The following is a 23,490-nucleotide window of genomic DNA, read 5'->3' on the forward strand; positions in this document are numbered from 1 at the left end:
CGAAGGCTGGGGAAGGATCAGGAGCAACAGAGCGCGCCGGCCACGCGCTGGAGGTCGATGTGGGGCCGGGAGTGCAGGTGTACGGCGTGGCGTTTGTGGGTCACGTCCGCACCTCCCTCTTTCCGGGCGCCGGACGGCGCCTGACACATCGCGTCATGACTCAGAACGCCCCGGCCTCGGCGGATGTTCCCGGTGTGCGCACCGAGACGATGGTCGATCGGCGGCGCAGGGCGAAGCCGAGGGACTCGTACAGGCGGATCGCGGGGGTGTTGCCGGCGGCGGCGTGCAGGAACGGGGTGTCGCCGCGCTCGCGGATGCCGGCGCCGACCGCGCGGATCAGCCGGGTGGCCAGGCCCTGGCCGCGCCGGTCGGGGTCGGTGCAGACGGCGCTGATCTCGGTCCAGCCGGGCAGTCGCAGCCGCTCGCCGGCCAGGGCGACCAGGCGGCCCCGGTGGCGGATGCCGAGGTACGTGCCGAGCTCGACGGTCCGCCGCAGGAAGGGGCCGGGGCGGGTGCGGGCGACGAGGTCGAGGATCTCCGGCACGTCGTCGGGGCCGAGGCGTACGGCCTCGGGCTCGGGTTCGGTGCGGAACGCCTCGGTGGCGGCGAGTTGGACGCCCTCTCCCCCGCCGGTCACCTCCCAGCCGTCGGGTACGCGGTCGACGGGCTTGATGCGTACGGCCGTTCCGGGGCCGACGAGGGTGAGCAGGTCGGCCCAGGCGGCGGGGTCCCGGGGGTCGGCGACGGCGGCGAAGTCGTAGACGTCGGCCGGGTAGCGCGCGGCGCGGCCGACCCGGTCGGCGAGGTGGGCGTGCGGGCCGTCGAGCGCGGCCCAGACGGCGTTGTCGAGGGGGTGCGGGTGGATGACGGTCGGAGCTCCGCCTCCGCGGAGGTCGATCGGGCTGGCCACGGAGGCGGAGTCCCTTCCTGTCGTTCCTGGCGTTCTTAACTCAACCTGCATGTGTCACGACCGTCATGACGACCGGTCAGGAGTTGTCCAGCGGCAGCCCGGGCGGGTTGATCTCGGACTTGGCGACGGCCTCGTTGGAGAGGTTGTAGGCGGCCAGCCACTTGGCGTACTGACCGTGCTCGATCAGGTAGTTGATGGCCGCCGCGACCGGCTCGGCGAGACCGCTGTCCTTCTTGGCGGTGGCGGCGATCAGGCCCTGGAGCGTCTCGCCGGCGCCGGAGAACGTGCCCGCGTTGCGGGTGGCGTTGGCCTTGCCCGCGGTCTGGGAGACGTTGTAGGCGATGCCGGGGTTGGGGCCGAAGTACGCGTCGATCTTGCCGCTGGCGAGCGCCAGGTAGATGCCGTTGCGGTCCGGGTAGTACTTGACGGTGAGCTTCTTGCCCTCGGACTCCAGCTTCTTCTTCCACTCCAGGAGGATCTTCTCCTGGTTGGTTCCGGAGCCGACGCTGACGGTCAGACCGGCGAGGTTCTCGTAGTTGCCGTCGAAGTTCCACGTGCTGGACTTCTTGACCTCCCAGCCGAGGTTGTCCTGGCGGTAGGAGGCGAACTCGTACTTCTTCTTGCGCTCCTCGGTGTCGGTGATGTTGGAGAAGCCGACGTCGACCTTGCCGCTGTCGATGCCGACGAAGAGGTTCTCCCAGGTGAAGTTCTTCGTCTCCGACTTCAGGCCGAGGACCGCGGCGACCAGACGGCCGAGGTCGGGCTCGGCACCGGTGAGGGTCTTCTGGTCGTCGCCGACGTAGGCGAGCGGGGCGAAGCCGGAGGGCAGGGCGCCGATGCCGATGTTCAGCTTGCCGCTCTTCTTGATCGCGTCGGGCAGTCCGGCGCTGATGGACTTGACCTCGGAGACCTTCAGCGCGGTCTCCTCGGCGGCGCCGTTGGACACCCGGCCGATCGTCACGCTGCCGGCGGCGCTGTCGGTCGTGGTGGCGGCCTCGCTGTCACCTCCGCAGGCGGCGAGCCCGGTGGCGAGGGTGGCGACCGCGGTCGCCGCGGTGATGCCGCGAATCAGGCTGCGTCGGGTGAAGTGGGCAGACATGGCCGTCCTTTGTGACTGGTGTGCTGGTGAGAGGGTGGTGGCGTGGGGGGAAGTCAGGGGGGCGCGTCGGGGCCGGCGCGCCGTGCCGAGCTCGGTGTCAGAGCACCTTGCTGAGGAAGTCCCGCGTCCGCTCGTGCTGCGGTTTGTCGAGGACCTCGCTGGGCGGGCCCTGCTCGACGATCTTCCCTTCGTCGATGAAGACGACCCGGTCGGCGACCTCGCGGGCGAAACCGACCTCGTGGGTGACGATGACGAGCGTGGTGCCGCTGGTCGCCAGGTCCTTGATGACCGCGAGGACCTCGCCGACGAGCTCGGGGTCGAGGGCGGAGGTGGGCTCGTCGAAGAGGATGACGCCGGGGCGCAGCGCGAGGGCGCGGGCGATGGCGACGCGCTGCTGCTGGCCGCCGGACAGCTGCCGGGGGTAGGCGCCGGCCTTGTCGGCGAGGCCCACCCGGTCGAGGAGTTCGCGGGCCAGTTCCAGGGCGGCGGACTTGGCGAGTCGCCCGGTGGCGACCGGCGCGGCGGCGACGTTGTCCAGCACGGTCAGGTGCGGGAAGAGGTTGAAGTTCTGGAAGACGAAGCCGATCCGGCTGCGCTGGGTCAGGATGGCCCGTTCGCTCAGTTCGCGCAGCCGGTCGCCGTTGCGGCGGACGCCGATCAGCTCGCCGTTGACGCTGACGTAGCCGATCTCGGGCTTCTCCAGGTGGTTGACGACCCGCAGCAGGGTGGACTTGCCGGAGCCGGACGGGCCGAGGATCACGGTGACCTCGCCGGGCCGCACGGTGAGGCTCACGCCGTCCAGGACCCGGTGGGCGCCGTACCACTTGTGCACGTCGTGCACCTCGACGGCGGCGGGCACGATCCCGGCGGTGTCGGCGCTCTGCACGGTGTCGGTGGTCATACGGCGGCCTCCCGGCGGATGCGGCCCCGCAGGTCGGTGAGACCGGTCCGCAGTTTCTGCAACGGCGTCGGCGGCAGGGAGCGCGTGGCGCCCCGGGCGTAGTACCGCTCGACGTAGAACTGGACGACGGAGACGAGGCTGGTCAGGATCAGGTACCAGACGGTGACGACCAGCAGCAGCGGCACGATGTCGCCGGGGTAGGTGGCCCCCATGGTCTGCGCGGTGCCGAACAGGTCGAGCAGCGACACGTAGAAGACCAGCGAGGTGGACTTGACCAGGCCGATCAGCTGGTTGACGTAGTTCGGCGTGATCGACCGCAGCGCCTGCGGGAAGACGATCTTCCAGAACTGGTAGCGCTTGGGCAGGCCGAGCGCGGCGGCCGCCTCGTGCTGGCCCTGGTCGACGGAGAGGATGCCGCCGCGGACCACTTCGGCGGCGTAGGCCGCCTCGTTGAGGCTGAGGCCGATGACGGCGATCACCATGTCGGTGGCCAGCCGGGACTCGTCGAAGCGGAAGAACGCCGGACCGAAGGGAACCCCCACGCTCAGGGTCTGGTACAGGGCGCTGAAGTTGTAGAGGAAGAGCAGCACCACGATCAGCGGGATGGAGCGCAGCGCCCATACGTAGGTCCAGCTGACCGCGCGCAGCACCGGGCTCTTCGAGAGCCGGGCGAGGGCGAGCAGGATGCCGCCGAGGAGGCCCAGGACCGCGCTGTAGGCGGCCACTTCCAGGGTGATCAGCAGTCCGTCGAGGATCACCGGCCGCAGGAACCAGTAGCCGAAGCGGTCCCACTGGTAGAAGGGGTTGGAGATCAGTCCGTGCGTGAACTGCGCCACCAGGACCAGGACCACGGCGGTGGCGATCCAGCGGCCGGGCCTGCGCAGCGGCTGGACGCGCTGGGCGGTCAGTTTCTCGGACGGGACGTCGATGGCGGGCGCGGCCTCGGCGAGGGTCACGGCGCCTGGGGGTTCACTCATGAGGGGCTCCGGCGGGAGTCGGACACCCCGGGTCACGGCGGACGTGCGTGGCCGGACGCGTCCCGGCGGGGCGGTGGGGACCGCTCCGGGGGCGCGAACAGGGCATGGCGCACGGATGCGTACAGGAGACCGGGGTGGGGCGGACAACGGCACACCGCTCGGGCGGTGTTCGTCAGGAACGCGGCGGCGGGGCTGCGGTGCGAGGGGTTCGTTCAGCCCCGACAGCGGGCACGGCCCGGTGCGGTACACAGTGCGCTGTTCACGCGCAGGAGGTCGACGGCGCGGTTGGCGACGAGGATGTCGAGGTACGGCCGTACGCAGCCCCGGGGGCGACGCGGCGCCGTCCGATGAGCTGCGTACATGTCCGTCACCATCACTGTTCCGGCCCCTGAGGGGCCATCGCGCTTACCGATACGTCATTACCGAAACGTCGGTCCGGTCGTCACCTGGGGCACCCCACCGCGGAGCGAGGGTTGCCGGTCAGCTAGCCAGGGCTTGTCGCTGACGCTCATGACCGTTCTGGGCCGTAAGTAAGACAGTTGCCCGAACGAATGTCAACGGCGGTCCGGTGGATGGACCGGGTCAGGGCCGGTTGACCTGCGGTCGGACCGCCGAACCGTCCGCCGCGTGGGTCTCCCAGTCCAGGATCTGGACGGCGGCGCCGGCGGCCTCCAGGCCCTGGCAACGGGCGTGGTGACGGCGGGCGATGGCGTCCAGGTCGAGATGGGCGCCGAAGGCCGGGTGAGCGGCCAGCCGGCGGGCGTAGGCCCACAGGGCGGGGTGGTCGGCGATGCGGTGCACGGCGGCCGCGTCGAGGTGGTAGCGGTGCACGGTGTCGAGTTGGACCAGGGCGACCCACAACTCGACGTCGGCGGCGGTGATCTGATCGCTGATCAGGTACTCGTGGGCGCCGAGCCCGCGCTCCAGCACCCCGAGCGTGGTGAGCAGCGTGTCGAGGGCGGCGGTGCGCTCCGCCTCCTCGGTGTCGGCCGCCCCGGCGCGCTGGGCCGCCTCCTCAATGCCCTGGGCGCACATCCGCTCGACGGCCTCGATCTGCGACTCCGCGCCGCACGGGTACAGGGTGGGCCGGCCGCCGCCGAACCGCCGGGCCAGGTCGCGGGCGATGTCGGGGCCGTGGCTGCTGACGATGCGCCCCGACCAGTCGTCGCTGAGCACCGGCGCGAGGGCGGGTCCGGTGTACCGGTGCGCGCTGGCGTCGTACAGCGGACGCAGCGCCGAGTGGCCTCCGTCGGGGCAGTCGGGGACGGCGGGCAGGAAGGTGACGGGGCAGGCCTTGTCCAGGCCGAGGAGGCTGTGGGTGACGGCGATGCGCAGACAGTCGGGGTCGGCCGCCGCCAGGTGGAGGCGGTAGCGGCGCGGCACCGCGTAGTGGCCGCTGCGCGCGTCCCGGCCGATCCGGCCCCGGAAGGCGGCGGTGGGCCGGGCGGACAGGTGGGCGGCCAGTGGTGTGACGGACATGACTCTCCCCGGGGGCGGGACGCACGAGGGACGTGCGCGCGGCGGATGCGACGTCGAAGAGGGAGGTGCGGACCTCGTCCGCTCGTGCCGGGTGCGGCCGCGTCCAGGGGACACCGCCGGTGCGGTTCGGCGCGGGGACGGGCCCGGCTCAGTCCTGGAACCTGATGGCGCTGCAGACGCGCTTCAGGTCGATGTGACGGCGGGAGGTGAGAAGGGGCGACGACCCCGCCGTGCGGCTCGCGCGGCCGGTGATCGGCTCCTGTCGCCCCATTGTTTCCCTACCCGTTCACTAGGATTCCCGGATCGAGTGTCGATCCGCCCCGGGCCTCCGTCAAGAGGGCGTCCACCAGGTGAGTACCGGTCGGGTGCGGGACGGGTACCGGGGCGGTACCCGGGCTGCCGGGAAGGGAGCCCCGGGAGCCGGGTGTCCCCCTCACCGCCCCATGGCGTCCAGGGCCGCGCGGGCGGCGTCCCGGACCGCATCCCGCCCGGCCGGGCCGGCCGCGTTCGCGACCTCGCCCAGCAGGCGTACGTCCTTGGCCAGCAGCGCGCCCGCGTGCGCGCCGATACGGTCGAGAGTGCCGCCCGCGTCGGCGACCCGCTCCAGCGCGAAGCCGGCGGCGCTGCCTCGACGCAGGACGCGGCCGAGGACCACCGGATCGAGACCCAGGGCTTCGCCGAGCGCGAGGGTGTCGGCGGCCAGTCCCAACTGAGCCGTGAACAGTGTGTTGTTGAGCAGTTTGGCGACCTGCCCCGAGCCGACGGGGCCCAGATGGACGACCGGATCGCCGTAGGTGGCGAACACCGGCCGGCAGGAGGCGAACACCTCCGGGTCCCCGCCCGCCATGACCAGCAGGGTGCCCTGCTCCGCGGCCCGTCCGCCGCCGCTGACCGGAGCGTCCAGCACGGACACGCCCTGCGTCGCGGCGCGTTCGGCGAGGCGGCGGCAGGTGTCGGGATGGACGGTGGAGTGCACCGCGATCACCCCGCCGGGCCGCAGCCCCTCCAGTACGCCGGAGGCGACCTGCTCCACATCCGCGTCGGCCACCACGCACAGACACACCAGATCGCTGGCGGCGGCCAGTTCGACCGGTGAGCCGGCGGTCCCCGCGGCCGTGCCGGCGAACGGTTCGAGGCCGACGGGGTTGCGGGCCCACAGCGTGGTCGCGAAGCCCGCCTCGACGATCCGGCGGGCCATGGGCGCGCCCTGGCCGCCCAGTCCGATGAAGCCGACGCGCACGGGAGGCCTCCTCAACTCTCGTTCCGCGGGCGCCAGAACACCGCCAGCAGACCGGCCGTCGCGACGACGCCCACCCCGAGCACCGCACCGGCGCCCGCCCATCCGGTCACACCGATGTCCGCGGCCTCGTCCACCGAGTAGTCCCCCGGCCCCCACGCCCCCAGGGCCACCGCGAGGACACCCAGGACGAGGACGTACTCGTAGCCCTCCTTGAACACGAAGAAGCCGTTGCGGCGGTGCGCGAGCAGGCCCGCCACCAGCATCACGGACAGCACCGCCGCGCAGGCCAGTGGGGTGAGGAAGCCCGCCAGCAGCAGGACGCCCGCACCGAGTTCGGTGAGAACGCTGAGCCACGCCTGGAGTCTCGGACGGGTGAGTCCGAGCCCGCCGAACCAGCCGGCGGTGCCGGATATACCGCCTCCGCCACGCCAGTGGTTCCAGCCGTGCGCCACCATCACCACACCCAGCACGACCCGTACGAGCAGCAGTGCGGTGTCCGAAGCCCCACTCATGGCCATGTCCCCTTCTCCGTCGGAAGCGCCCGCACCCCCGACGCGCGCTCCTCGACGAAGGCGGGCACGTGCCGGCGGTGAGCGCGAGCGGTACGGCCGGCGCCGGTGTCGCGCCCGCGCCCGCCTGCTCGTGGCGTACCACCCGTGGGGCTCCGGTGAACATGGAAGCGAGCTCCGTGCGCCTGTCGGACCGGTTCGCCCCCATCTGTGCGGCCGGCGGCCTCCCCGGGAGGTGACGCCCCCGCCCCCTCCCGGCGGAACGCGCGCCGCCGGTCTCCCCTCAGGTGCGGGACTTGGCCGTCGCGGCGAAGGAGTCGGCGGCCGCGAGGTCGAAGTCGCCGTGGTCGCTGCCGAGCCCCTGGGCGACGAGTGCGGCGGCGGCGCTGCCGAGGACGGCGGCGTCGCTCGGCGTACGGCCGAGGCTCACGCCCCGCAGATAGCCGGCCGAGAAGGCGTCGCCGCACCCGGTGGTGTCGACGACGTCGACCACGAAGGCGGGGACCGGCTCCGCGCCGTCCGCGGTGACCACGAGCGCGCCGTCGCCGCCGCGCGTGACGGCGACGACGCCCGCACCGGCGCCGAGGAGCTTGCGCGCGCCGGTCAGCAGGTCGCTCTCGCCGGTGAAGCCGAGCACCTGGTCCTCGTTGGGCAGCAGATGGTCGATGTGGGGCAGGGCCGCCTCGATCTGCTCGAAGCTGCCGAGGACACCGGGGGCGAGCAGGTCCACCGAGGTCACGACGCCGTGTTCCCTGGCGTACGACAGGATGCGCGTGGCGACCTCGACGCCGATCAGCTCCGGTCCGCCCAGGTGGAGATGGTCGGCCTCGGCGAGGGCGTCCCAGGGCACGTCGTCGAGACCGTAGGTGATGTTGGCGCCGAGCAGGTGCAGCGAGGGACGGTCGCCGTTGGGCCGGATCGGCAGGACGCTCGCGGAGGTGGCGGTGTCCGTGCGGCGGACGAGGAACTCGGTGTCGATGCCCGCCCGGCCGAGCAGCTGCACCAGCATGTCACCGGTCGGGTCGGAGCCGATGGCGCCGGCGCTGCGCACCTGCGCGCCCAGCTTGGCGAGGGTGAGGGCGGTGCCGCCCGCGGTCCCGGCGGCGGTCATCCGGATGTCGTCGACCAGCGTCGCGCCCTGGCCCTCGGGTATCTCCTGCACCGGCCGCACCAGTACGTCCAGGACGTGTACGCCCATGGTGAAGACCTTCATCGGCTTTCCCCCTTCATCGGCCTCGGCGGCCTCGGCGGCTTCATCGGCTCTGTTCCTGCGCGGGTGGTACGGGGTGCGTGGTGCCGTAGTCGCGGGCGATCGCCGCCTCGATCACGGCGAGCTGCTGCTGTTCGTCGAGAAAGCGGGGCCGGCCCATGGCGGCCGCGCGCTGGTAGACGCCGCAGGCCCATTCGAGGAGCAGCGCGTTCTCGACGGCCTTGTCGAGGGTCGTCCCGTGGGTGACCGCGCCGTGGTTCGCCAGCAGGGCGGCGCTGCGGCCGTCGAGCGCGGCGAGCACCGACTCGGCGAGTTCGGGGGTGCCGAACGTGGCGTAGGGCGCGACCCGCACCGTGCCGCCGAGCGCGAGCAACTGGTAGTGGATGCACGGCAGTTCATCGAGCACGCAGGAGACCGCGGTGGCCATCGGGGCGTGGGTGTGGACGACCGCGCCGGCGCCGTAGCGGCGGTAGACCCCGAGGTGCAGCTCCAGCTCCGAGGTCGGCCGCAGGCTTCCGGCCACGACCTCGCCGTCCAGGTCGACCACGGTCACCTGCTCCGGGGTGAGTTCGGCGAGAACCGCTCCGGTCGCGGTGATCGCGACCCGGTCCCCGACGCGTACGCTCACGTTGCCGGCCGTGCCGATGAGGAGGCCTTCGGCCCCCAGGCGCCGGCAGACGTCCGCGACAGCGGCCCGCTCCTGACTCAGCGCCGAGCTTGAGGCGGTCATGGGCGCGAAGGTAGCGTAAACGTGAAACAAAGTCACGTTCATGTTTGGAGGCAGTTCCTTGGCCCAGTCGACCACGGGTCCCGACGGGGGCACCCCCCTGCGCCGCACGCCGCGGCAGGCGCGCAGCAAGGCACGGCTGGCCCTGATGCTGGAGGCCGCCGAGCGGATCCTGGTCGGCGACGGCGTCGAGGCGCTCACCACGACACGGGTCGCGGCCGAGGCGAAGGTGTCGGTCGGCTCGCTGTACCAGTACCTCCCCGACCGTGACGCGATCATCGACGCCCTCGCGGCGGGCTACTTCGCCCGCCTCGAGGACGTCATGGACGATCTGGTCCGGACGGCGGGGCGGGAGCGGTGGGACGATCCCGTGGGCGTGCTCATCGACACGTTCGCCCGCGTCTACCGCACCGAACACGGCTTCCGCGCGCTGTGGTTCGGCAGCGGGCTGACCGAGCGGACACGAGCCGCGGACCGTGAGCACAAGCGGCGGATGGCCGACGGGATCCGCCGGGTGCTGCTCGCGCTGGGCGTCGCCCGCGACGACGAGACGCTCGCGCGGGCCTGCCACGCCGCGATCCTCGCCGCCGACGCCCTCGCCCAGGAGGCCTTCCGCCGCGCCCCGGAGGGCGACACCGACCTCCTCGACGAGGCGAAGGCGATGCTGCGCTGCTACCTCACCGAGGTCGTCGCGCGCCACGAGCGGCGGTCACCGTGACGGCCGTCCGCCCGGACGGCCCGGCGGGAGCCTAAAGTCGGTGGCCGCCCCCGTGGACCAGTGGATAGCGTCGGTGGCCGCCCCCGTGGACCAGTCGATGGCGTCGGGGCCCGCACCCCGTGGACCGGTGCATGGCGCCGGGGCCCGCACCCGACCGCGCGGGCGGTCGCCGTACCGGAGAGCGAATCCCATGACCAGGCAGCACCCCCGAGCCACCACGACCCTCTGGCGTCCCACCGGCCCCGTGGAGCTGGAGCTGGTGCGTGAGCTCGCCTGGCGGGCCTGGCCGCCCCGGCTGCCCGAGCAGCCGGTCTTCTACCCGGTACTGAACGAGGACTACGCCATCAGGATCGCCCGGGACTGGAACGTCAAGCACGACGGCGCCGGCTACGTCACCCGGTTCGAGGTCGACTCCGCGTTCCTGCGCAGGTATCCGGTCCGGCAGGCGGGTGGCCGGACGATCCTCGAACTGTGGGTGCCCGCCGAGGAGCTGGACGAGTTCAACGCCCATGTCGTGGGCGAGATCGAGGTGGTGCACGTGTTCCCGTGACGCCCGCCGCAAGGTTTCCGCAAGGTCCCGGCAGGCCTTCCGTCCGTCCGCGGGGGCAGACAGCCGCCAGACGGGACCGCGCCGGTCCCGCACGGACGACGGGGGTCTTCATGTCGGCGTTACGGCAGAGTACGGAGGCATCGGCAGAGGGGCGCGAGTGGCTGACACTCGTCGAGCGCAAGCTGGTGCTGGTCGTCGTGCACACCCTGACCTACGGCAAGCGGCTGGTCGAGGTCCTGTCGCTGCTGGAGGCCGACTTCAGGGTGCAGGTGGTGTTCACGGCGCCGCCGCACGTGTTCGGCGACGAGGTCCCGCGCTACCTCCAGGGGCTGGGAGGCGCGGTGCTGCCGTGGGACGAGGCGGTGCGGATGCGGTTCGACCTGGCCCTCGCCGCCGGGCCGCGGGGCGTCGAGAGGATCTCCGGGCCGGTGATCGCGATGTCGCACGGGGCCAACTACCTCAAGCGGCTGGTCTCGGTGGAGCAGCCGGGTGTGGCGGGGCTGCGCAGGGCGGACCTCGTCCCCGGCGGCCGGCTGCCCGCCGCCGTGGCGGTGCCCCACCACGCCGAACTGGCCGAACTGGAACGGCACTGCCCGGAAGTGCTCCCGCTCACCCATGTGGTCGGCGACCCGGCGCACGACCGGATCGCGGCCAGCCTGCCGCTGCGCACCCGGTACCGCCGGGCCCTCGGCCTGGCGGACGGCGAGAAGCTGGTGGTGGTCGCCTCGACCTGGGGGGCGCGTTCCTCCTTCGGCCGGTTCGAGGCGCTGCTGCCCCGGCTGGTCGCCGAGCTGCCGGCGGGGCGGTTCCGGTCCGTCGTCCTGGTCCATCCCAACGTGTGGTCGGGGCACGGTTCCTGGCAGGTCAGGGCGTGGCTGGCGCGCTGCGCCGAGCCGGGCATCGCCCTCGTGCCACCGGAGGCGGACTGGCGCAGTGTCCTGATCGCCGCGGACTGGATCATCGGCGACCACGGTTCGGTGACGCTGTACGGCACGCTCACCGGCGCGCCGATCCTGCTGGCCGGTTCACCGGCCCGGGAGATCAACCCCGCCTCGCCCGCCGCCACCCTCGCGGTGACCGCGCCGGCGCTCTCGCCCGCCCACCCGCTCGTCGGCCAGCTCCAGTACACGGCCGCCGAGTACCGCCGGGAGGAGTACGCGGCGATCGCCTCGCGGATCACCTCGGAACCCGGCCGTTTCAACCGCAACATGCGGCGGCTGATGTACCGCCTGCTGGGTCTGGGCCGGCCGGCCCACGAGCCGCTGACGGTCCCCCTGCCCGAGCCGCCGCCGCTGGACGCGTGGGCGCGCGGGCGGCGGGAGGTGCCGGCGTGATGCGCTTCGTCTCCGTCCGGCTGCGGGCGTCGCCGCCCTGCCCCGGGGGTCCGCGAAGCGACCCGGCGGCGGACCTGTCGCTGCGCGTCCGGTCGTCCGGGAGCGACTACGACGTACGCGCCCGGGTCGGTCTCCCGGAGCCCGGGGTCCCGCCCGGCGCGGACGGGCCGGGGGACGGTACGGACGAGCACGTCGCCGCGGACGCCGGGCCGTACCCCGGAGTCCACCGGCCGGTCTGCGCCGATGTGCTGCACGACCGGCTTCCGCGCCCGTACGCCGAGGCGGCGCGCCGGCTGGCCGACCTCATGGCCGACCGGCCGGGGTGCGCGCTGGCCGCGGCGCCGCTGACCGGGGGCGGCTGGGCGGTCGTCGACGGGACGAGCCGCACGGTCGTGCGGCTGGCGCACCGGGTGCCCCCGGACCAGCCCCTGCTGGCGTCCTGTCTGCACGCCTGGCTGGTGGCGGGACACACCCTGCGGGACATCGAGGACATCCGCGTGACGCACGACGGGTGAGCAGGCCGGAGCCCGGGCGCGTCGGTCGCTAGACGCGCCGGAGTCGGCGGGCGTCCGCCGGGCTGGTGGTCTCGTACAGGGCGAGGGCGCGGGCGTGGAACTCGTCGCCGGCCGTGTCCTCGCCCCGCTCGCGTGCGGTGTCGCCGAGCATCTCCAGCGTGCGGGCCTGCCAGTGGACGGCGCCCGAGGCGGTGAAGACCGCGAGCGCCTCCGTCAACTGCTCGGCGCCCAGGGCGTGTTCGCCGGTCCGGGCGCGGGCCCGGCCGAGGAAGGCGAGGGCCCGGGCCGCGTCGTGCGGGTCGGCCGCCTCCAGGAGTCCCTGCCGGGCCCGGGCGAAGCAGGTGACGGCCCGTTCGGGGTCGTGTGCGGCGAGGGCGACCTCGCCGAGCGTGATCCGGGCGAGCGCCACCCCGCGCGGGTAGCCGCACTCCTCCCAGGTCGCCACCGCGCGGTTCAGGTGCGCCACGGCCTCGGTGAGCCGCCCCGCCTCGTGGTGGCAGTTGCCGAGGCCGAGCAGCGCCTGTCCCTCGTCGCGGGGGTCCTCGCCGTCGCGTGCCGCGTACAGGGCCGCCGTGTACCACTCCACGGCCTCGTCGAGCCGGCGGGCGGCGCTCAGACCGATGGCCCCGGAGTTGAGCATCTGGCGTTCGGCCTCCCGGTGTCCGTCGCGGCGGGCGGCCTCCAGACCGATACGGTGGGCCTCGATCCACAGGTCGTAGTGGCGCAGTCGCAGGAACAACGGCCACATGGCGTCGACGAGTTGCCAGGCCGTGGCGTGCCAGCCGCGCTCGACGGCCAGGCGGAGGATCGCCATGAGGTGGCCGCGTCGCTCGTGCAGCCAGCCGAGGGCACCGCGGTCGTCGCTGAAGGGCGGGGGCAGCGGGCTGGGGTGCGCGTAGGTCCGGGGCAGGGTGAACTGGATCGGCGTGATGAGGCGTTGGGCCTCGGTCGCGGTCAGGAGGTGCCGGTCGGCGACCCGCCGCAGGGTGCGTTCCTGGTCCGCCTCGGAGTCGGACAGGACCGCGCGGTCGCGGGCGTGCACGCGGACGAGGTCGTGGAAGCGGAGCGCGTCCGGCCCGACCTCCTCCAGCATGTTGGCCTCGACGAGTTCGTCCAGCCGGCGTTCCGCCCAGTCGAGGGACTCCGCGCATGCCGCGGCGGCAGTCCGGACGTCGAAGTCGGGCAGGGGCAGCAGTCCGAGGGCCCGGTACAGGCGGGCGGCCTCCGGTCCCAGCACCGCGTACGACGCGTCCAGGGCCTTGCGCACGGTCGCCTCCCCTTCGACTTCCAGCGCGGCCAGCCGACCGACGTCCGGTGTGAGCGCGTCGGCCAGTGCGGCGACCGGCTGTCCGGGGCGGGCGGCCAGCCGGGCGGAGGCGAGGCACACCGCGAGGGGCAGCCCCGCGCAGAGGTCCACGACCTGGCGCACGGCGGGCAGTTCCCCGGCGACCCGGCGCTCGCCGACGCCGCGCAGGAACAGCTCCACCCCGGCGGCGGGGCCGAGCGCCCGCAGCCGGTGGAACTCCGCGCCGTCCAGCCGCAGTCCGGTCAGCCGGTGCCGACTGGTCACGACGACGAGGCTGCCGGGCCCGCCCGGCAACAACGGCCGGATCTGTGCCGCGGAGAAGGCGTTGTCCAGCACCACCGCGACGCGGAGTTCCGCGGTGACGGACCGCCACAGGGACGCCTGTTCCGCCAGGTCGACGGGGACCGCCCAGGCGCCGAGCGACCGCAGGAACCGGCCGAGGATCTCGCCCGGGCCCGCGGGGCCGCCCGCCGCGTGGCCGCGCAGATCGGCGTGCAACTGGCCGTCGGGGGTGGCGGATTCGTGCCGGCGCAGCCAGCGGGAGACCAGGGTGGTCTTCCCGATGCCGGCCGGCCCGTTGACCACGATCAGCGGCTGCCGGGCCCCGGCGTCCGCCTGCCGCGTGAGCAGCCGGTCCAGGGCCTCCAGCTCGTCCCGCCGGTCGGTGAAGTGCGCAGGCACGGGCAGCAGTTGACGGGGTGTCGGCGGGGGTTGCGGCGGGGCGGTCCGGACCTGGATGCCGCCGTGGATGTCACGGGCCTGGACGGTCGGTCCGTAGAACCGGGCCGATCCCCCGATGCTGTTGCTGCTCGCTCTCCCCTGGTCGTCCTCCCGTGCCGCACTCATACCGCTCGTCCCCCTCCGACCGGTTGCCCGCTACATCGATCAAGGTGGTCCTACCCCCGGTGGGCCCTCGACGATGCAGGCCACGGGCGTCGGAGCTCCGGCAAGGAAGCGATTCGGCCAGCACGACCGGCCCCTCTTGGAACCCCTCCCGCTCCCTGTCATGCTCTTCGCCCCACGGCATGCGTCTTCCCGGTGCCATGGTCGTCGAACGGCCGGACCAGCGGGAGGCGCTGGTGGAATTCGAGGTACTGGGCCCGGTGGGTCTGCGCGCGAACGGCCGACGGGTGGAGCTGGGCTCGGACAAGGAGCGGGCCCTGCTGGGCCTGCTGGTGCTGGACGTGGGACGGCCGGTGGCGCTGGGCGTGCTCATGGACCGGCTCTGGGACGGTGAACCGCCGCCGCACGCGCGGGAGAACGCGCACAGCTATGTCTCGCGGCTCCGCAGACGGCTCCGGTCGGCCGGCCCGTCGTCCGTGGGTGCGCCGCGCATCGTCAGCCGGGCCCACACCTACACGCTGGAGGCCGCCCGCGAGTCCGTCGACTGGCACCGGTTCCAGCAGCTCGTGGCGCGGGCCGGGGCCGCCGCCGCGGACGGTGACGACGAGCGGTCGGCCGCCCTCCTCGACCGCGCGGAGCGCCTCTGGCGGGGCGAGGCACTGGCCGGGCTGCCCGGTCTGTGGGCCGAGACCACACGCCGGACGCTGACGGAGCGGCGGCTGAACGCCACCGTCTCCCGCCTCGGCGCCTGCCTCCGGCTGGGCCGGTACCCGGAGGTGAGCGCCGAGCTGTCCGCCCTGGTCGACCGGTATCCGGGCGACGAGACGCTGGCGGGTCAGCTGATGCTGGCGTACTACGGCGGCGACCGGTACACCGACGCGCTGCGGGTGCACCAGGAGACCCGCCGGCTGCTGATGACGCAGTACGGCTCCGGCCCGGGCGCCGAGCTGGACCGTATCCACCGCGGGATCCTGGATCGCGCTCCGGCCGCCGATCTCGTCCGGGGCCGCCCGGCCACACCCCGCACGGCCACGCCCCGCACGGCCGCGGCCCCGCCGCCGGCCCGCCCGGGTCCGCCGAGGTTCCTGCCGCGTCAGCCGCCGCTGATCGGCCGTCTCGCCGAACTGCGGGCCCTGGGCGCGGCGGTGGACACGACGGCGGAGCACGGCGGCCGGGTGGCCGGCCCGGAGTCCGTCACCACCGTCAGCGGTATGGCCGGGGTCGGCAAGACCGCCGTGGCGGTGCACGGCGCGCACCGGCTGGCCGAGCGGTTCCCGGACGCCCAGCTGTACGTGGACCTGCGGGGCCACTCCCCCGTCGGTGAGCCGCTGGGTCCCGGCGCGGCCCTGGCCACCCTGCTGCGGCTGCTCGGCACGCCGGCGGAGACCATCCCGGTCGAGCTGGAGGGCCGCAGCGCGCTGTGGCAGACCATGCTGGCCGGGCGGCGGGCGGTGATCGTCCTGGACGACGCGGTGAGCGCCGACCAGATCCGGCCGCTGCTGCCGAGCGGCTCGCCCTCCCTGACGATCATCACGAGCCGACGCCGGCTGACGGGCCTGCCGCAGACCCGGCACATCCCGCTCGACGTGCTGCCGGCCGACGACGCCATCGCCCTGTTCCGCGTGTGCGCGGGCGAGGAACGCACCCTGGACATCCGGGAGATCACCCGGATCGTCCGCTTGTGCGGCCATCTCCCGCTCGCGATCGAGCTGGTCGCGAGCCGCTTCCGTGCCCATCCGGCGTGGACGCTCGGCGCCCTGGCCGAGCGCCTGACCCGTACCGAGGGCCGGCTGGGCGAGATCAGGGACGCCGAGCAGGAACTGCTGCGGGCCTTCGACCTGACGTACCGGACCCTCACGCCGGAACAGCGCGCCGCGTTCCGCCGGCTCGGTCTGCACTCCGGACCGGACTTCACGGTGGACTCGGCGGCCGCCTCGCTGGACCTGCGCCCGGCCGCCGCGGAACGCGTGCTGGAGTCACTGCTGGCCTGCCATCTGCTCCGCGAGCCGGCCCCGGACCGGTACCGGTTCCACGACCTGCTGCGCGAGTACGGCCACTCCAGGTCCCTCGCCGACGACACCGACGAGGACCGGGCCGGCGTCCTGCGGCGCCTGACGGACTTCTACGTCGCCGCCGCCGACCGTGCCGACCGGCTGGCGTACCCCCGCCGCACCAGGCCCGCACCGCCCCCGGAGCGCGGCCCCGGCGTACGGCTGCCGGACTGGCCCGACGCCGGGGCCGCGCGGTCCTGGCTGGCCGCCGAGCGACCGAACCTGCTGGCCACCGAGGACCGGGCGCGTGGCCAGGGCCGTCCCGGCGCCGCCGCCCGACTCGCCTACGCCCTGGCCGGTTTCCTCGACGAGGAGTGCCACTGGCTCGACGCCGAGGCCGTCCTGGAATCGGCCGTCGAGCACTGGGCCGGGACCGGCGAGCAGGCCGCGCTGTGCCGTGCCCTGCTGCACCTCAGCGCCGTGCACGCGCACACCGCGCGCTACCCGGAGGCCGCCGAGAGCGGCGACCGGGCGCTGCGGATCGCCCGCGCGACGGGGGACGAGGAGGCGGAGGCCGAGGTGCTGCGCACGCTCGGCACCCTGAACTGGCACAGGGGCGACCATCAGGCGGCGCTCGTCCTCTTCCAGAAGTCCTTCGCCATCACCGCGATATCCGGAGATTCCCTGGACCGTGCGCGCCTGCACAACAACATGGCGGTCACGCTGCTCTTTCTCGGGGAACACGACCGTGCGCTCGAACACTTCGAGAAGACGCTCAGCGGATTCACCGAGGCGGGCGATCACGCGGCGCTCGGCAAAACGCTCAACAACATCGGAGACCTGCAGCTGCGCCGCGGAGACCTGGAATCCTCGCGCCGGTCGTTCGAGGAATCACTGGCGTTCCTCGAGCATTCCGGGAACCGCTACGACCGCGCCACCGTGCGCGGCAGCCTGGCCGATGTCCTCACGGAATCGGGTGACACCGCCGCGGCCCTCCCGCTTTACCAGGAGACTCTCGCGGAATTCCGCGCGCTCGGCGACCGTAAGAGCCAGGCCGACACACTGATCGGTCTGGGCGAGGCGCACCGGAAAGCGGGGGACGCCGAGAAGGCCGTACGGCACTTCCTGGAGGCCCTCGACATCGCCCGTCCGATCGGCGCCGCGCACCAGGAGATCCAGGCACTGCGCCACATCGGGCAGGCGCATTTCGCAGCGGGCCGGTTCGATGCGGCGGAAGAACATCTGGAGGTCGCCCTTTCCCTGGCCGAGCGCACGCACGACGTCGACGAGAAAGCCAGGACGGAAAGCACTCTGGAGGACGTACGGCGCGCGGTAGGAGGCACCGCCGCAGCACGGGCCTTACCGCGACAGACGTTCGAACCCGGCGGTAATTAAACACGCAACCAGTGAACCTCGTTCAATTACCCCTACAAGCCGACGGTCATATACGGTCCACTCCGCAAGAGTTCAATCGATCATGGAGAGGTACCGTTCACGTGAGCACAATTCGTCGACTGGCCGTCGTCACCGGTCTCGCCACTGTCGCTATTTTTGGCGTGACCGCGCCAAATGCTTCGGCGGCCGAGCTCGCCTCGACCGCGGCGGTCGACACGAACAGGTGCATCATGATGTGACCCGCTGAGGGTCGGTCGGCGCACCGGGGTGGCAGCACACGCCGCCACCCCACCCATCCAACACATGAGGGCGGTGCGGGGTTGGAACCGATATCGGTGGCGCTGCTGGCGGCGCTGGCGGGGGGAGCCGGCGGCGAGGCCGGCCGACAGGCCTGGGCGGCGCTGAGCGCACTCGTGCGGCGCCCGTTCCGGCGGGACGGCGACGGCGACGGCGACGGCAGCACCGGTGCCCCGGCGGCGGGTTCGGCGCAACCGGAACTGGTCCGGCTGGCCGCGGCCCCGGACGACGCGGCCCTGGCCCGCGCGCTGAGCACGGCACTCGCGGTGCGGGCGGCGGGGGACACGGACTTCCGGACGGGTCTGCGGCGGTGGCACGAACTGGCCGGCTCGCTGCACACCGGAGACGTGCACACCGGCGACGTGCACAGCGAGATCAGCGGCGGCACCTTCACCGGCCCGGTCCTCCAGGGCCGTGACTTCTCCGGCCTCTCCTTCACGACCCCGGCCCCGCCCCAGGCGGATCCCGGCGCGGACACCCCGCCCCCACCGGACTGAGGACGCCGCCGACCGGCCGCGGCCGCTACGCCGACCCGGAGGGTTTCCGGGCGATGCCGCGTGGCTCGCAGGGGCATCGCGCGATCCGGTGAGTACTCTCGCGCTGCCCCAAGCCGCACTGTCTCCGAGCCGAACCGGGAGAAGACCCATCAGCGAGCCGAAGCGCGAAGACGCGGGGACCGCTCCGGGAAACCAGCCGCAGGAAGCCGACCAGTTGCGGGACATGCTGCGCCGGCCCGAGTACCGGCGGGCGCTGGTGTTCTGCGGTGTGATCGGGATCCCGGTGTCGCTGGCAGCGTTCTGGTTTCTCGTCCTGCTCCATGAGCTGGAGAACCTGCTCTGGGTGGACTGGCCGCACCATCTCGGGTGGACGGACCCGCCCTGGTGGTGGCCGCTTCCGCCGGCCCTGCTGTCGGGTGTGGTCGTGGCGCTGGTCGTCATGCGGTTTCCCGGCAGGGGCGGTCACATCCCGGCGGCCGGCCTCCACCCGGGAGGGGCGACGAAGGCCGCCCTGCCCGGTGTGATGCTCGCCGCGCTGGCCAGCCTGCCGCTGGGCGCCGCGCTGGGGCCCGAGGCCCCGATGATCGCCCTCGGCGGCGGCCTGGCGCTGGTCTTCAGGGACCTCGTCCGCGCCCCCGCGACCGAGGCGGGCACGGCGCTGCTCGGTGCCGCCGGCTCCGCCGCGGCCATCTCCGCGATCTTCGGCAGCCCGCTCGTCGCGGCCGTGCTCCTCATGGAGGTGGCCGGGGTCGGCGGCCCCCAGCTGTTCGCCGTGATGCTGCCCGCCCTGCTGGCCAGCGGAGTCGGCTCCATCGTGTTCACCGGTTTCGGCAACTGGACCGGGCTGCAGACCGGAAGCCTCAGCATCGGACTGCCCGCTCCCCCGGTCCTCGACACCGGGGACGTGGTGTGGTCGGTCCTGATGGCCGTCGTCATCGGGGCCGTCATCCACTGGGTCATCGTCGGAGGCCGCATCACGGCGGGTTTCGTCGCCGCGCGTCCGCTGCGCAACACGGTGCTCTGCGCCCTCGCCGCCGCCTGCTGCGCGGCGCTCTACGCGGTCGCCACCGGCCGTTCGCCCGCGGAGGTCTCGCTGTCCGGCCAGGCCACCCTGGCCCAGCTCGCCGCCGACCCGCACGCGTGGCCGATCGGCAGCCTGGTGGCGGTCCTGGTGTTCAAGGCCCTCGCGTACGCGCTCTGTCTGGGCAGCCTTCGCGGCGGTCCGGTCTTCCCCTCGCTGTTCCTGGGCGGTGCGATGGGTGTGCTGCTCTCGCCCCTGCTGGGGCTCGGTGTGGTGCCGGGCATGGCGGCGGGCATGGCGGCCGCGTCCGCCGCCGCGCTCCGGCTGCCCGTCAGCTGTGTGGTGCTGGTCGTCCTCGTCGTGGGCCACTCGGGGTCGGTGCCGGTGATCGTGCTCGCCGCGGTGGTGGCGTTCGTGACCACCGAACTGCTGCCGCAGGGACCGGGGATCCCCGCCTTCACCGCGGGATCGCGTCGAGGGCCTCGTCCAGCGTCGTCGCGGCCATGATCAGGGAGAGATGCGTGAAGGCCTGCGGGAAATTGCCGAGTTGCTCCCCGCTGGGGCCGATCTCCTCGGCGAACAGGCCGACATGGTTGGCGTACGTCTGCATCTTCTCGAAGGTGTAGCGGGCCTGGGGCAGCCGCCCGGCGCGGGCGAGGGCGTCGACGTAGAGGAACGTGCAGAGGCTGAACGTGCCCTCGGAGCCGCGCAGGCCGTCGGGGGACGCCTCGGGGTCGTAGCGGTAGACGAGGCTGTCGGAGACGAGGACGCGGTCCATCGCGTCGAGGGTGTTGAGCCAGCCGGGGCTGCGCGGCGACATGAATCCGACCCGGGGGGCCAGCAGCAGGGAGGCGTCCAGGACGTCACCGCCGTAGTGCTGGACGAGAGCCTGCTGCTTGTCGTCCCAGCCCCGTTCCATGACCTGTTCGAGGATCGCGTCCCGGGCCCGGGTCCAGAGCGCGGTGTCCGCGGGCCTGCTGAATTCGGCGGCCAGCCTCAGACCGCGGTCGAAGGCGGCCCAGCACATCACGCGGCTGTAGGTGAAGTCCTTGCGGCCGCCCCGGGTCTCCCAGATCCCCTCGTCGGGCCGGTCCCAGGAGTCGGCGAGCCAGTCCAGCATGCGGGACAGGCCCTTCCAGCCGTGGTAGCCCGCCTGTTCGCCGATCTGGCGGCTCTCGGCGAGGGCGTAGAGGGCCTCGCCGTAGATGTCGAGCTGCAACTGGTCGGAGGCCGCGTTGCCCGCCCGGACGGGGGCGGAGCCGCGGTAGCCCTCGAAGTGTCCCAGGATCTCCTCGGTCAGATGGGGGTCGCCGTCGACGCGGTACATGATCTGGAGGGGTTCCTCGTCCGGTCCCTCGCGGGCGGCGAGGCGGTCGCCGAGCCAGTGGGTGAAGCGGGTGGCCTCCTCGACGAAGCCCAGGTCGAGCAGGGCCCGCACCGACAGGGAGCCGTCCCGCACCCACGTGTAGCGGTAGTCCCAGTTGCGTTCGCCGCCGACCTGTTCGGGCAGGCCCATCGTCGCGGCGGCGACCGGTGCGCCCGAGGGGGCGTACGTGAGGAGCTTGAGCGTGATGGCCGAGCGGTGCACCATCTCCGTCCAGCGGCCGCGGTAACGCGAGGTGCGCACCCACTTCTGCCAGAAGTCGACGTTCTCCCAGAGCCCGTCGGTGACGCTCTCGGTGGTCGGGGGCGGGGGCGCCTCCCCGCCCGGCGCGCACACGGTGAACACGACGGCCGCCGTCTCCCCGGCCTGGAGGGTGATGGCGCCCCGGACGTCGTTCCCGTCCCGTTCGAGCGGAACGGTGCCCTGGAGGTGGGCGGTCGCCCCCGGGGCGCGGAACGTCGCCCCGTCGGGTGTCAGGTCGAGTTCGTGGGACGCCCGCGCGTAGTCGAACCGCGGGCGGCATTCGAGCCGGAAGTGCACGGTGCCGCGCACGGTCCGTACGACGCGCACCAGCCGGTGCCGGTCGGTGGCCGTCGGGCCCGGCAGGACCGGCATGTGGTCGATGATCTCGCCGACCCCGTCGGGGGACATGAACCGGGTCACCACGACGGCGGTGTCCGGGTAGTAGAGCTGCTTCCAGGACCCTTCGGGATGGTCTGGCGCGAGGAGGAAGTACCCGCCGCCGTCGTGGTCGAGCAGCGCGGCGAAGACACTGGGCGAGTCGAAGCGCGGCGCGGCGAACCAGTCGATCACGCCCTGGGACGAGACCAGCGCGGCGGTCTGGAGGTCCCCGACGAGCCCGTGGTCGGCGATGGGCGGGTAGCGGTCCATGGCGTTCTCCTCAGGCGGCTTCAGCCGCGGCCGTCGGACGGGTGGCCGGAGGTCATCGCAGCCGCTCCGCGAGGTGGTCGCCGACGCGCAGGGCGTTGGCGATGGCGGTCAGCGAGGGGTTGACCGCCCCGATGCTCGGGAAGAAGCTCGTGTCGACGACGTAGAGGTTGTCCAGGTCGTGGGCCTTGCAGTGGACGTCGAGGGCGGAGCCGGCGGGGTCGTCGCCGAAGCGGACCGTGCCCGCCTGGTGCGCGGTGGCGCCGATGGGCATGCCCTTGTGCAGATAGATGCTGTGCGACAGGAGATGGTGTTCGCTCATGCCCAAGTGGCCGAGCATGCGCTGGAGTTCGTGTCGCAGGCGGTTCAGTCCCGCGATGTTGTTCTTCTCGTCCAGGGCCAGGTGGATGCCGCCGTCCCGGTCCAGGGTGACGCGGTTGCCGGCGGCGGGCAGGTCCTCTCCGCACAGCCAGAAGTCGACGGCGTGGTGGGCGAGTACCTCGAAGGGCATGTCGGGGGCCACGGACCCGGCCCAGCGGGGCGCTTCGCCGTGGATCTGCTCGGAGTCGGACTTGCCGAGCATCTGGATGCCGCCGAGGGGGTAGTCCCAGTCGTCGGACCCCAGATACCAGTCGTGCAGCGCCAGCGTCTTCTGGAACCTGGTGTCGTTCGGTTCCCTCGACACGGCCATCAGGGCCAGGTTGTTGTGCCGCATGTAGTGCCGGCCGACCACGTCCGAGCTGTTGGCCAGTCCCCGCGGATGCCGGTCGTTCGCCGAACGCAACAGCAGGGCTGCGGAGTTGACGGCTCCACAGGCGACCACCACGATGTCGGCGCGGAACTCCACGGTGGCCGCGTCCCCGTCTCCCGGCTCCCCCACCGTGGCGACGACCGAGGTGACGCTGCGGCCGGTCGCGTCCGTCTCCAGCCGCCGCACGTCCGCATGGGTGACCATCTCGACGTTGGCGTGTTCCAGGGCGGGGTCGACACAGATGACCTGTGCGTCGGACTTCGCGCCGACCAGGCAGGGGAATCCGTCGACCCGGTCGCAGCGGATGCAGGCGCTGTCGCGGGTGGCCCGGCCCTGGTCGTCCTGGGTGAGGTTCACCCCGATCGGGAGGTGGAACGGATGCAGCCCCTGCTTCTCCAGGTCGTCGCTGAGTTGCTGGATGCGCGGCTCGTGCTGGACCGGCGGGTGGGCGTACTGGGCGCCGGTGGGGCCCTCGGTGGGGTCCTCGCCGTGCCGGCCGTGGACGAGGTAGAGGTGTTCGGCCTGCGTGTAGTACGGCTCGAACTCCTCGTAGCCCAGGGGCCAGGCGGGAGACACGCCGTCGTGGTGGCGGAGCTCGCCGAAGTCCTCGGGACGCAGCCGGAAGAGCGCGGCGCCGTAGAACTTGGTGTTGCCTCCCACGTAGTAGTTGACCTCGGGCGGGAACTCCTTCCCGTCCTTGTCGTACCAGAACTCCGGGGCCCGGTACTTCCCCTTGACGAAGACCGCGGTGGAGTCCCAGTTGTCCCGTTCCCGGGGAAGATAGCCACCGCGTTCGAGGAGGAGGATCCGTTTTCCGGTGGGTGCCAGCCGATGGGCGAGGGTGCCGCCGCCCGCCCCTGTGCCGATGATGATGACGTCGTAGTACCGCGCGTCGGTCATGCCGGCCACCGTCCTCGGAGAATGCGCGCCGGTCCTGCGGGGTGAATG

21 protein-coding genes and 1 riboswitch are annotated in these 23,490 nt (G+C 72.9%); of the genes, 8 read left to right on the forward strand and 13 right to left on the reverse strand.

From position 1 onward, the window contains the following. Window positions 1-17: 17 nt before the first annotated feature. The 10 genes from ABT070_RS09745 to ABT070_RS09790 form a co-directional block, all read right to left on the reverse strand. Window positions 18-149 carry a putative leader peptide gene (locus tag ABT070_RS09745; protein ID WP_351757152.1) on the reverse strand — a complete coding sequence of 44 codons (132 nt, stop codon included), beginning with the start codon at window positions 147-149 and terminating at the stop codon, window positions 18-20. 11 nt (window positions 150-160) lie between these two features. Continuing rightward, window positions 161-910, reverse strand: coding sequence for a GNAT family N-acetyltransferase (locus ABT070_RS09750; protein ID WP_351757154.1), 750 nt, complete (start codon window positions 908-910; stop codon window positions 161-163). A gap of 76 nt (window positions 911-986) precedes the next feature. Further along, on the reverse strand, window positions 987-2,009 hold the full coding sequence (locus ABT070_RS09755; RefSeq protein ID WP_351757157.1) for a transporter substrate-binding domain-containing protein: 1,023 nt from the start codon (window positions 2,007-2,009) through the stop codon (window positions 987-989). Between the two features lie 97 nt (window positions 2,010-2,106). Then, window positions 2,107-2,910: an amino acid ABC transporter ATP-binding protein gene (locus ABT070_RS09760; RefSeq protein ID WP_351757159.1), complete on the reverse strand. Its 804-nt coding sequence runs from the start codon at window positions 2,908-2,910 to the stop codon at window positions 2,107-2,109. Then, window positions 2,907-3,887, reverse strand: coding sequence for an amino acid ABC transporter permease (locus ABT070_RS09765; protein ID WP_351757161.1), 981 nt, complete (start codon window positions 3,885-3,887; stop codon window positions 2,907-2,909). Before ABT070_RS09765 ends, ABT070_RS09760 begins: the two co-directional genes overlap by 4 nt. 396 nt (window positions 3,888-4,283) lie before the next feature. Next, a riboswitch (SAM riboswitch) is annotated at window positions 4,284-4,403 on the reverse strand. A 66-nt stretch (window positions 4,404-4,469) separates the two neighbouring features. Beyond that, window positions 4,470-5,366 carry a glutathione S-transferase C-terminal domain-containing protein gene (locus ABT070_RS09770; protein WP_351757163.1) on the reverse strand — a complete coding sequence of 299 codons (897 nt, stop codon included), beginning with the start codon at window positions 5,364-5,366 and terminating at the stop codon, window positions 4,470-4,472. 433 nt (window positions 5,367-5,799) lie between these two features. After that, on the reverse strand, window positions 5,800-6,606 hold the full coding sequence (locus tag ABT070_RS09775) for an NAD(P)-dependent oxidoreductase (RefSeq protein ID WP_351757165.1): 807 nt from the start codon (window positions 6,604-6,606) through the stop codon (window positions 5,800-5,802). An 11-nt stretch (window positions 6,607-6,617) separates the two neighbouring features. Next, entirely contained in the window at window positions 6,618-7,118 is a 501-nt protein-coding gene (locus tag ABT070_RS09780; RefSeq protein ID WP_351757167.1) for a DoxX family protein, read from the reverse strand. A gap of 280 nt (window positions 7,119-7,398) precedes the next feature. Further along, a complete protein-coding gene (locus tag ABT070_RS09785) occupies window positions 7,399-8,328 on the reverse strand; it encodes a carbohydrate kinase family protein (RefSeq protein WP_351757170.1) in 930 nt (309 codons plus the stop codon). A 40-nt stretch (window positions 8,329-8,368) separates the two neighbouring features. Further along, complete coding sequence (locus ABT070_RS09790) at window positions 8,369-9,055, reverse strand: class II aldolase/adducin family protein (RefSeq protein WP_351757172.1); 687 nt, start codon at window positions 9,053-9,055, stop codon at window positions 8,369-8,371. A 40-nt stretch (window positions 9,056-9,095) separates the two neighbouring features. Between ABT070_RS09790 and ABT070_RS09795 the strand changes: the two genes are divergently transcribed. The 4 genes from ABT070_RS09795 (at window position 9,096) to ABT070_RS09810 (ending at window position 12,169) form a co-directional block, all read left to right on the forward strand. Beyond that, window positions 9,096-9,770: a TetR/AcrR family transcriptional regulator gene (locus ABT070_RS09795; protein ID WP_351757174.1), complete on the forward strand. Its 675-nt coding sequence runs from the start codon at window positions 9,096-9,098 to the stop codon at window positions 9,768-9,770. A 190-nt stretch (window positions 9,771-9,960) separates the two neighbouring features. Further along, window positions 9,961-10,320: a hypothetical protein gene (locus tag ABT070_RS09800; protein WP_351757176.1), complete on the forward strand. Its 360-nt coding sequence runs from the start codon at window positions 9,961-9,963 to the stop codon at window positions 10,318-10,320. Between the two features lie 110 nt (window positions 10,321-10,430). Further along, the gene (locus tag ABT070_RS09805) at window positions 10,431-11,654 is read left to right on the forward strand and encodes a hypothetical protein (protein WP_351757179.1); all 1,224 of its coding nucleotides are present in this window, start codon (window positions 10,431-10,433) and stop codon (window positions 11,652-11,654) included. Further along, the gene (locus ABT070_RS09810) at window positions 11,654-12,169 is read left to right on the forward strand and encodes a hypothetical protein (RefSeq protein ID WP_351757182.1); all 516 of its coding nucleotides are present in this window, start codon (window positions 11,654-11,656) and stop codon (window positions 12,167-12,169) included. The genes ABT070_RS09805 and ABT070_RS09810 overlap by 1 nt, the downstream gene beginning before the upstream one ends. A 28-nt stretch (window positions 12,170-12,197) precedes the next feature. On the opposite strand, the gene ABT070_RS09815 is transcribed toward ABT070_RS09810, so the two are convergent. Further along, window positions 12,198-14,321, reverse strand: a complete 2,124-nt coding sequence (locus ABT070_RS09815) for an ATP-binding protein (RefSeq protein WP_351757184.1) — start codon at window positions 14,319-14,321, stop codon at window positions 12,198-12,200. 179 nt (window positions 14,322-14,500) lie between these two features. On the opposite strand from ABT070_RS09815, the gene ABT070_RS09820 reads away from it, so the two are divergent. The 4 genes from ABT070_RS09820 (at window position 14,501) to ABT070_RS09835 (ending at window position 20,026) form a co-directional block, all read left to right on the forward strand. Next, window positions 14,501-17,704, forward strand: coding sequence for an AfsR/SARP family transcriptional regulator (locus tag ABT070_RS09820; RefSeq protein ID WP_351757187.1), 3,204 nt, complete (start codon window positions 14,501-14,503; stop codon window positions 17,702-17,704). 101 nt (window positions 17,705-17,805) lie between these two features. Next, window positions 17,806-17,943: a hypothetical protein gene (locus tag ABT070_RS09825; RefSeq protein ID WP_351757189.1), complete on the forward strand. Its 138-nt coding sequence runs from the start codon at window positions 17,806-17,808 to the stop codon at window positions 17,941-17,943. An 81-nt stretch (window positions 17,944-18,024) separates the two neighbouring features. Next, window positions 18,025-18,498, forward strand: coding sequence for a hypothetical protein (locus ABT070_RS09830; protein ID WP_351757192.1), 474 nt, complete (start codon window positions 18,025-18,027; stop codon window positions 18,496-18,498). Window positions 18,499-18,721: 223 nt separating this feature from the next. Further along, window positions 18,722-20,026, forward strand: coding sequence for a chloride channel protein (locus tag ABT070_RS09835; RefSeq protein WP_351757374.1), 1,305 nt, complete (start codon window positions 18,722-18,724; stop codon window positions 20,024-20,026). Here ABT070_RS09835 and ABT070_RS09840 read toward each other — a convergent pair. Both ABT070_RS09840 and ABT070_RS09845 read right to left on the reverse strand, forming a co-directional pair. Beyond that, on the reverse strand, window positions 19,977-21,794 hold the full coding sequence (locus ABT070_RS09840; protein WP_351757195.1) for a glycoside hydrolase family 15 protein: 1,818 nt from the start codon (window positions 21,792-21,794) through the stop codon (window positions 19,977-19,979). The two genes, ABT070_RS09835 and ABT070_RS09840, sit on opposite strands and share 50 nt — an antisense overlap. Window positions 21,795-21,846: 52 nt before the next feature. Continuing rightward, on the reverse strand, window positions 21,847-23,442 hold the full coding sequence (locus ABT070_RS09845; RefSeq protein WP_351757197.1) for a GMC oxidoreductase: 1,596 nt from the start codon (window positions 23,440-23,442) through the stop codon (window positions 21,847-21,849). Between the last annotated feature and the right edge of the window lie 48 nt (window positions 23,443-23,490).

This window comes from Streptomyces sp. NPDC002884 (assembly GCF_040295245.1).
Classification (GTDB): Bacteria; Actinomycetota; Actinomycetes; order Streptomycetales; family Streptomycetaceae; genus Streptomyces.

Bases quoted from the DNA above. Each gene is read 5' to 3' on its own strand.
- ABT070_RS09770 (WP_351757163.1), bottom strand. From the start codon at position 5,366: ATGTCCGTCACACCACTGGCCGCCCACCTGTCCGCCCGGCCCACCGCC.
- ABT070_RS09810 (WP_351757182.1), top strand. From the start codon at position 11,654: ATGCGCTTCGTCTCCGTCCGGCTGCGGGCGTCGCCGCCCTGCCCCGGG.
- ABT070_RS09815 (WP_351757184.1), bottom strand. From the start codon at position 14,321: ATGAGTGCGGCACGGGAGGACGACCAGGGGAGAGCGAGCAGCAACAGC.
- ABT070_RS09840 (WP_351757195.1), bottom strand. From the start codon at position 21,794: ATGGACCGCTACCCGCCCATCGCCGACCACGGGCTCGTCGGGGACCTC.
- ABT070_RS09785 (WP_351757170.1), bottom strand. From the start codon at position 8,328: ATGAAGGTCTTCACCATGGGCGTACACGTCCTGGACGTACTGGTGCGG.
- ABT070_RS09835 (WP_351757374.1), top strand. From the start codon at position 18,722: ATGCTGCGCCGGCCCGAGTACCGGCGGGCGCTGGTGTTCTGCGGTGTG.
- ABT070_RS09805 (WP_351757179.1), top strand. From the start codon at position 10,431: ATGTCGGCGTTACGGCAGAGTACGGAGGCATCGGCAGAGGGGCGCGAG.
- ABT070_RS09800 (WP_351757176.1), top strand. From the start codon at position 9,961: ATGACCAGGCAGCACCCCCGAGCCACCACGACCCTCTGGCGTCCCACC.
- ABT070_RS09760 (WP_351757159.1), bottom strand. From the start codon at position 2,910: ATGACCACCGACACCGTGCAGAGCGCCGACACCGCCGGGATCGTGCCC.
- ABT070_RS09765 (WP_351757161.1), bottom strand. From the start codon at position 3,887: ATGAGTGAACCCCCAGGCGCCGTGACCCTCGCCGAGGCCGCGCCCGCC.
- ABT070_RS09845 (WP_351757197.1), bottom strand. From the start codon at position 23,442: ATGACCGACGCGCGGTACTACGACGTCATCATCATCGGCACAGGGGCG.
- ABT070_RS09795 (WP_351757174.1), top strand. From the start codon at position 9,096: ATGTTTGGAGGCAGTTCCTTGGCCCAGTCGACCACGGGTCCCGACGGG.
- ABT070_RS09790 (WP_351757172.1), bottom strand. From the start codon at position 9,055: ATGACCGCCTCAAGCTCGGCGCTGAGTCAGGAGCGGGCCGCTGTCGCG.
- ABT070_RS09780 (WP_351757167.1), bottom strand. From the start codon at position 7,118: ATGAGTGGGGCTTCGGACACCGCACTGCTGCTCGTACGGGTCGTGCTG.
- ABT070_RS09755 (WP_351757157.1), bottom strand. From the start codon at position 2,009: ATGTCTGCCCACTTCACCCGACGCAGCCTGATTCGCGGCATCACCGCG.
- ABT070_RS09745 (WP_351757152.1), bottom strand. From the start codon at position 149: ATGTGTCAGGCGCCGTCCGGCGCCCGGAAAGAGGGAGGTGCGGACGTG.
- ABT070_RS09820 (WP_351757187.1), top strand. From the start codon at position 14,501: ATGCGTCTTCCCGGTGCCATGGTCGTCGAACGGCCGGACCAGCGGGAG.